Consider the following 7184-nt stretch of genomic DNA (forward strand, 5'->3'; position numbering starts at 1 on the left):
TTTTACTCCTGCTGACGGTGGTCTTTATGCTGCTGGAAGTGCCGCAACTCCCCACTAAATTCCAGCAGATTATGGTCCGTCCGGTCGAGGGGATGGCCGCCATTCAGCGCGCCATTGATAGCGTATCGCACTATCTGGTGCTGAAAACGGCAATCAGTCTGGTCACCGGACTGGTGGTCTGGGGCATGCTGTCGGCACTGGACGTTCGATTCGCCTTTATCTGGGGGCTGTTGGCCTTTGCACTCAACTACATCCCAAACATTGGTTCAGTGCTGGCGGCGATCCCGCCCATCATTCAGGTGTTGGCGTTTGGTGGCCTGTACGATGCGCTGGTGGTGCTGGCAGGCTATCTGATCATCAACCTGGTGTTCGGCAACATCCTTGAACCACGCATCATGGGACGCGGTCTGGGGCTCTCTACGCTGGTGGTGTTTCTGTCGTTGATCTTCTGGGGTTGGCTGCTGGGTCCGGTGGGGATGCTGCTTTCGGTACCGCTGACCATTATCGTCAAGATTGCGCTGGAACAATCCGTTGGTGGGCAAAGTATTGCCATTCTGTTAGGCGATGCAAATAAAATGTGACCGACGTAAAAACGGCCTCCGCAGAGGCCGTTTCAACAGAACAACGGATTACAGCGCTTTCAGAATCGCATCCACGCTGGCTTTGGCATCGCCAAACAGCATATGGGTGTTCTCTTTGAAGAACAGCGGGTTCTGCACACCGGCGTAGCCGGTATTCATCGAACGTTTGAAGACAATTACGTTCTGCGCTTTCCACACTTCCAGCACCGGCATCCCAGCGATAGGACTGTTTGGATCGTCCTGCGCCGCCGGGTTCACGGTATCATTCGCGCCAATAACCAACACGGTGTCGGTATCGGCGAAATCATCGTTGATCTCGTCCATTTCCAGCACGATGTCGTAAGGCACTTTCGCTTCCGCCAGCAGTACGTTCATGTGACCAGGCAGACGACCTGCCACCGGGTGGATGCCGAAACGTACCTTGATACCGCGCGCGCGCAGCTTCTCGGTAATTTCCGCGACCGGATACTGTGCCTGCGCCACCGCCATGCCGTAGCCCGGGGTGATGATCACCGTATGCGAGTTTTTCAGCATATCCGCAGTCTCTTCTGCGCTGATCTCACGGTGTTCGCCCACTTCTTCATCACCACTGGACGCCGTACCATCGGTACCAAAGCCCCCTGCAATCACGCTGATGAACGAGCGGTTCATCGCCTTACACATGATGTAAGACAGAATCGCACCGGAAGAACCCACCAGCGCACCGGTCACGATCAGCAGATCGTTGCTCAGCATGAAGCCCGCCGCCGCCGCCGCCCAACCCGAATAGGAGTTCAGCATGGAGACCACGACCGGCATATCCGCCCCGCCAATGGACGCCACCAGGTGCCAGCCAAACGCCAGCGCAATAATGGTCATCACCAGCAGTGCCAGGACCTGCAAGCCAACGCTTTCGGTACGGACAAAAACCACCAGCAGCAGGAAAGAGACCACCAGCGCCGCGAGGTTCATTTTGTGACGGTTCGGCAGCATCAGCGGTTTAGAAGAGATCTTGCCGCGCAGCTTACCAAATGCCACCACTGAACCGGTAAAGGTCACCGCACCGATAAAGATGCCAAGGAACACTTCGGTCAGGTGAATATTAACCAGAATCGGCTCAAGGCCCGCTTCGTGATACAGATAGCTGTTGAAGCCGACCAGTACCGCAGCCAGGCCGACGAAGCTGTGCAGAATCGCCACCAGTTCCGGCATTTCGGTCATTTCAACTTTCTTCGCCAGACGAATACCAATCGCGCCGCCGATGATCATTGCCACCAGGATCCAGGCAACGTTGCCGGTGTCCGGGCCAAAAATCGTGGCAATCAGCGCAATCGCCATCCCGGCGATACCGAAGTTGTTACCCTGCTGAGACGTTTCATGTTTTGAAAGTCCCGCCAGACTGAAAATAAACAGGATCGCGGCAACAATGTATGCAGCTGTAACTAATCCTCCAGACATGTGTTACCCCTTAGTTTTTCCGGAACATTTTCAGCATGCGCTGAGTCACGGTGAAGCCACCGAAAATATTGATGCTGGCAATCAGGACCGCGATGAAGCTCAGGAAGCTAACCCAGCCGCCCTGGCCAATCTGCAATAGCGCGCCAACCACGATGATCCCCGAAATGGCATTGGTCACGGACATCAGCGGCGTATGCAGAGCATGAGAGACGTTCCAGACCACGTAGTAGCCCACCACGCAAGACAGTGCGAACACCGTAAAGTGACCGAGGAACTCTTTCGGCGCGACGTCTGCCAGCCAGCCGAACAGAATGATCACCAGCGCCATCAGCGCGTATTTACGCCACGGCGATGCCGGTTTTTCCGGCTCTTTTGCAACCGGTGCGGCTTTCGCAGCGGCCTGCGGTTGAGCAGATACCTGAATCGGCGGTGCCGGCCAGGTAATTTCGCCTTCACGCACGACCGTGACGCCACGCACGACCACGTCGTCGAAATCAACGGTGATATTGCCGTCTTTCTCTTTGCACAGCAGTTTAAGCAGATTAACAAGGTTGGTGCCGTACAGCTGTGAAGACTGTGTCGGCAGACGCCCTGGCAAGTCGGTATAACCGATCACCTTAACGCCGTTGGCCGTGGTTGTGACCTGATTGGCGACGGTGTATTCGCAGTTCCCGCCGTTTTGCGCCGCCAGATCGACAATCACGCTGCCCGCTTTCATGGAATCAACCATTTCGCGGGTGATCAGTTTCGGTGCTGGTTTACCCGGAATCAGCGCGGTGGTGACAATAATGTCGACCTCTTTTGCCTGCGCAGCAAACAGCGCCATTTCCGCTTTGATAAACGCTTCAGACATCACTTTGGCGTAACCGTCACCGCTTCCCGCTTCCTCTTTGAAATCCAGTTCGAGGAATTCAGCGCCCATACTCTGGACCTGTTCTTTCACTTCCGGACGGGTGTCAAAGGCACGCACAATCGCGCCCAGGCTGTTCGCAGCGCCGATGGCGGCCAGACCAGCAACACCGGCCCCGATCACCATCACTTTGGCTGGAGGGACTTTACCCGCAGCGGTGATCTGCCCGGTAAAGAAGCGGCCAAACTCGTGCGCGGCTTCCACAATCGCCCGATAACCGGCAATGTTTGCCATCGAGCTTAATGCATCCAGCGACTGCGCACGTGAAATACGCGGTACAGAATCCATTGCCATCACCGTCACATTACGCTCGGCGAGCTTTTGCATTAACTCTGGATTCTGCGCAGGCCAGATAAAGCTGACCAGCGTGGTGCCCGGATTGAGTAACGGAATTTCTGCATCTTCCGGTGCGTTAACCTTCAGAATGATCTCTGATTGCCAGACAGCGCTGCTATCGACAATTTCCGCGCCCGCTTCTACAAAAGCTTTATCGTCAAAACTCGCCAGTCCACCCGCGCCGCTCTCAACCGCGACGGTGAAACCCAACTTCAGCAGTTGCTCAACCGTTTTCGGCGTCGCTGCTACGCGGGTTTCATTGGTAAACCGTTCTTTTGGTATGCCAATTCGCATAATGTTCCCTTCCATCGGTATTTTTGATGATGGTTTGTCAGTTAACGTGGAATTGCGCAGGCAATTTCACGCAGGAGGTATAGGTTACCCCGGAAAAATAAAACAGTAACAAACTCTCTATAACGTACTGAAAATAGCGCTTGTGATCTAGCGCCAAAAAACAGTATTTGTCGGGTTATCAGCAAAACAGGAACGATTCAGCCTTCTGACCGGGATAATGACCTTCAATTCGTGGTGAAAGGCCCATAAATCGCTCATACGATGCGGCAAAACATGATTAAGCGCCACGGCAGATCAACTAATTAACATTAAATTAACTTATAAAATTCAGTACGTTCATCAGTTTTTACTGTGAAATGACCATTTTTTCGACATATCATAATTTGTTATCGACCTTGTGACCTCATCTGCTGTGTCGATTGAAAAATCACGCAGACAGTCACCGGGTTTAAATGCAATAATCAGCCACGTTTCTAGTCAATAACAATACCAGTACCTGGTTTGCGCAAGGCGAAGGATTATTTTTATGAAGCTTAAGAACACACTCCTGGCGTCCGCACTTCTTTCTGCGACGGCTTTTTCCGTAAACGCAGCAACAGAATTGACGCCGGAGCAAGCGGCAGCACTGAAACCTTACGACCGTGTCACGGTCACAGGCCGTTTTAATGCGATTGGCGATGCGGTGAAGGCCGTTAACCGCCGCGCAGATAAAGAAGGCGCCGCCTCATTTTATGTTGTCGATACATCTGATTTTGGTAACAGCGGTAACTGGCGTGTTGTTGCAGACTTCTACAAAGCCGACGCCGAGAAAGCGGAAGCGAGCAAGAACCGCGTGATCAATGGCGTGGTTGAATTGCCAAAATCAGAGGCCGTCATGCTGGAACCGTATGATACCGTTACGGTACAGGGTTTCTACCGCAGCCAGCCGGAAGTGAATGATGCCATCACCAAAGCGGCAAAAGAAAAAGACGCTTACGCCTTCTACATCGTGCGTCAGATCGATGCGAACCAGGGCGGCAACCAGCGCATTACAGCTTTTATCTATAAAAAAGATGCGAAGAAACGCGTGGTGCAGAGCCCTGACGCGATCCCGGCGGATTCCGATGCCGGTCGCGCAGCGTTAGCTGCCGGTGGCGAAGCGGCGAAAAACGTCGAAATTCCAGGTGTTGCGACTACCGCATCGCCGAGTTCTGAAGTTGGACGTTTCTTCGAAACGCAATCCACGAAAGGTGGACGTTACACTGTCACTCTTCCGGATGGCACCAAAGTTGAAGAGCTGAACAAAGCCACGGCGGCCATGATGGTGCCGTTCGACAGCATCAAGTTCACCGGCAACTACAGCAGCATGACTGAAGTCTCTTATCAGGTTGCCAAGCGTGCAGCGAAGCAAGGGGCTAAGTATTACCACATTACCCGCCAGTGGCAGGAACGTGGTAACAACATGACCATCAGCGCCGATCTGTATAAATAAGGCTCTCCGGTCATAAAATAAGGCGGCTTTATGCCGCCTTTCGCTTTATCAGGCACAAATTTTCCTCTGATCATTGCATGCAGTCTCTTCTCTCCGTAAAATCCCGCGCCTTAGTGGCTTTCACCATTTTTATGCGCTTTGCCACAATAATTATTCTCCATCGATCGTTTGTACCACGGGATAACCATGGAAAAGAAACTGGGACTGAGCGCTCTCACCGCGCTGGTTTTAAGCTCAATGCTTGGCGCAGGTGTTTTCAGTCTGCCGCAGAATATGGCCGCTGTCGCCAGCCCGTCGGCGTTACTTATTGGCTGGGCGATTACCGGGGCCGGGATATTGCTGCTGGCGTTTGCCATGCTAATCCTGACCCGTATCCGTCCCGAACTGGATGGCGGCATCTTCACCTATGCCCGCGAAGGTTTCGGTGAGCTGATCGGGTTCTGCTCGGCCTGGGGCTACTGGCTGTGCGCGGTGATTGCCAACGTCTCCTATCTGGTCATTGTCTTCTCTGCTCTCAGTTTCTTCACCGATACGCCGGAGTGGCGTCTGTTTGGCGACGGCAATACCTGGCAGGCGATCGTCGGTGCGTCGGTTCTGCTGTGGGTGGTGCATTTTCTGGTGCTGCGCGGCGTACAAACGGCGGCCAGCATCAACCTGGTGGCAACGCTGGCGAAATTGCTGCCGCTCGGTCTGTTTATCCTGCTGGCCTTTATGGCGTTTAAGCTTGAGGTTTTCAGCCTCGACTTTACCGGCCTCGGGCTGGGTGTCCCGGTCTGGGAACAGGTTAAGAACACGATGCTCATCACGCTGTGGGTATTCATCGGTGTGGAAGGTGCGGTCGTCGTCTCGGCGCGGGCGCGTAACAAACATGATGTCGGTCGCGCCACGCTGTTAGCGGTGCTCTCTGCGCTTGCCGTTTATCTGCTGGTCACTCTGCTCTCGCTTGGCGTAGTTGCCCGCCCGGAACTGGCGGAGATCCGTAACCCGTCAATGGCAGGTCTGATGGTCAAAATGATGGGGCCGTGGGGTGAGATTATCATTGCGGCGGGTCTGATTGTCTCCGTTTGCGGGGCCTATCTGAGCTGGACGATTATGGCGGCGGAAGTCCCGTTCCTTGCCTCAACGCATAAAGCCTTCCCGCGGATTTTCGCCCGTCAAAATGCGCAAGGCGCGCCATCGGCTTCACTGTGGCTCACCAACCTCTGCGTTCAGGTCTGTCTGGTGCTGATCTGGCTAACCGGTTCGGATTACAACACGCTGCTGACCATCGCCTCAGAGATGATTCTGGTCCCCTATTTCCTCGTCGGCGCCTTCCTGTTGAAAATCGCCACCCGTCCGCTTCATCAGGCGGTAGGTGTCGGTGCATGCATTTATGGCTTATGGTTATTGTATGCTTCCGGGCCGATGCACCTGCTGCTCTCCGTGGTGCTTTATGCTCCGGGTCTGCTGGTGTTCCTGTATGCTCGTAAGACGCATACGCATGATAACGTTTTGAACCGACAGGAAATGGTTCTGATTGGTCTGTTGCTGGTTGCCGCCGTGCCGGCGACCTGGCTGCTGGTGGGGTAAACGCATCCCATCGTTTGACGCTAATAGCCTGATTCGCAGGCCCATAAGGAGTTTTTCGATGGGAACCCAACACCCTCTGCCCATTTTAGTGACCGGTGGTGGCCGCCGTATCGGCCTCGCCATTGCCTGGCACTTTATCAACCAGAAACAGCCGGTGATCGTCAGTTACCGGACGCATTATCCGGCGATTGACGGGCTGACCAAAGCGGGCGCCCTGTGCATTCAGGCTGATTTCTCCACCAATGAAGGCATTCTTACCTTCGCCGATACGGTAAAAGAACGCGCCAGCGGTCTGCGCGCCATCGTCCACAATGCCAGCGCATGGATGGCAGAGAAGCCGGGAACACCGCTCTCTGATGTCCTGGCCTGTATGATGCAAATCCACGTCAATACCCCCTATCTGCTTAACCATGCGCTCGAAGGCATGCTACGCGGGCATGGTCACGCCGCCGCCGACATCATTCATTTTACCGACTACGTTGTGGAGAAAGGCAGTGACAAGCATATCGCTTATGCCGCCAGTAAAGCGGCGCTGGATAATATGACCCGTTCATTTGCCCGCAAGCTCGCGCCAGAGGTGAAGGTC

The 7184-nt window shown here is 54.3% G+C and carries 6 protein-coding genes; 4 read left to right on the forward strand and 2 right to left on the reverse strand.

Annotated elements, in window-relative coordinates; translation table 11 throughout:
• On the forward strand, positions 1-581 hold a 581-nt coding region (locus tag AB7E14_RS17665; protein ID WP_428169744.1), incomplete at its 5' end, for an AI-2E family transporter.
• Positions 582-629: 48 nt separating this feature from the next.
• On the opposite strand, the gene pntB is transcribed toward AB7E14_RS17665, so the two are convergent.
• Entirely contained in the window at positions 630-2018 is a 1389-nt protein-coding gene (gene pntB, locus AB7E14_RS17670; protein WP_043000766.1) for a Re/Si-specific NAD(P)(+) transhydrogenase subunit beta, read from the reverse strand.
• A 10-nt stretch (positions 2019-2028) separates the two neighbouring features.
• Positions 2029-3558, reverse strand: a complete 1530-nt coding sequence (gene pntA / locus AB7E14_RS17675) for a Re/Si-specific NAD(P)(+) transhydrogenase subunit alpha (protein WP_043000767.1) — start codon at positions 3556-3558, stop codon at positions 2029-2031.
• 526 nt (positions 3559-4084) lie between these two features.
• On the opposite strand from pntA, the gene ydgH reads away from it, so the two are divergent.
• The 3 genes from ydgH to folM form a co-directional block, all read left to right on the forward strand.
• A complete protein-coding gene (gene ydgH / locus AB7E14_RS17680) occupies positions 4085-5029 on the forward strand; it encodes a DUF1471 family protein YdgH (RefSeq protein ID WP_043000768.1) in 945 nt (314 codons plus the stop codon).
• 186 nt (positions 5030-5215) lie between these two features.
• Entirely contained in the window at positions 5216-6598 is a 1383-nt protein-coding gene (locus AB7E14_RS17685) for an amino acid permease (protein WP_058588032.1), read from the forward strand.
• Positions 6599-6656: 58 nt separating this feature from the next.
• Positions 6657-7184 (forward strand): dihydromonapterin reductase (folM, locus tag AB7E14_RS17690; protein WP_428169745.1); only part of this gene is annotated, 528 nt, incomplete at its 3' end.

The organism is Citrobacter sp. (genome assembly GCF_050252275.1).
Taxonomy (GTDB): domain Bacteria; phylum Pseudomonadota; class Gammaproteobacteria; order Enterobacterales; family Enterobacteriaceae; genus Citrobacter_A; species Citrobacter_A amalonaticus.

Coding starts and splice junctions, on each gene's coding strand:
- AB7E14_RS17685 (WP_058588032.1), top strand. CDS start 5,216: ATGGAAAAGAAACTGGGACTGAGCGCTCTCACCGCGCTGGTTTTAAGC.
- ydgH (WP_043000768.1), top strand. CDS start 4,085: ATGAAGCTTAAGAACACACTCCTGGCGTCCGCACTTCTTTCTGCGACG.
- pntA (WP_043000767.1), bottom strand. CDS start 3,558: ATGCGAATTGGCATACCAAAAGAACGGTTTACCAATGAAACCCGCGTA.
- pntB (WP_043000766.1), bottom strand. CDS start 2,018: ATGTCTGGAGGATTAGTTACAGCTGCATACATTGTTGCCGCGATCCTG.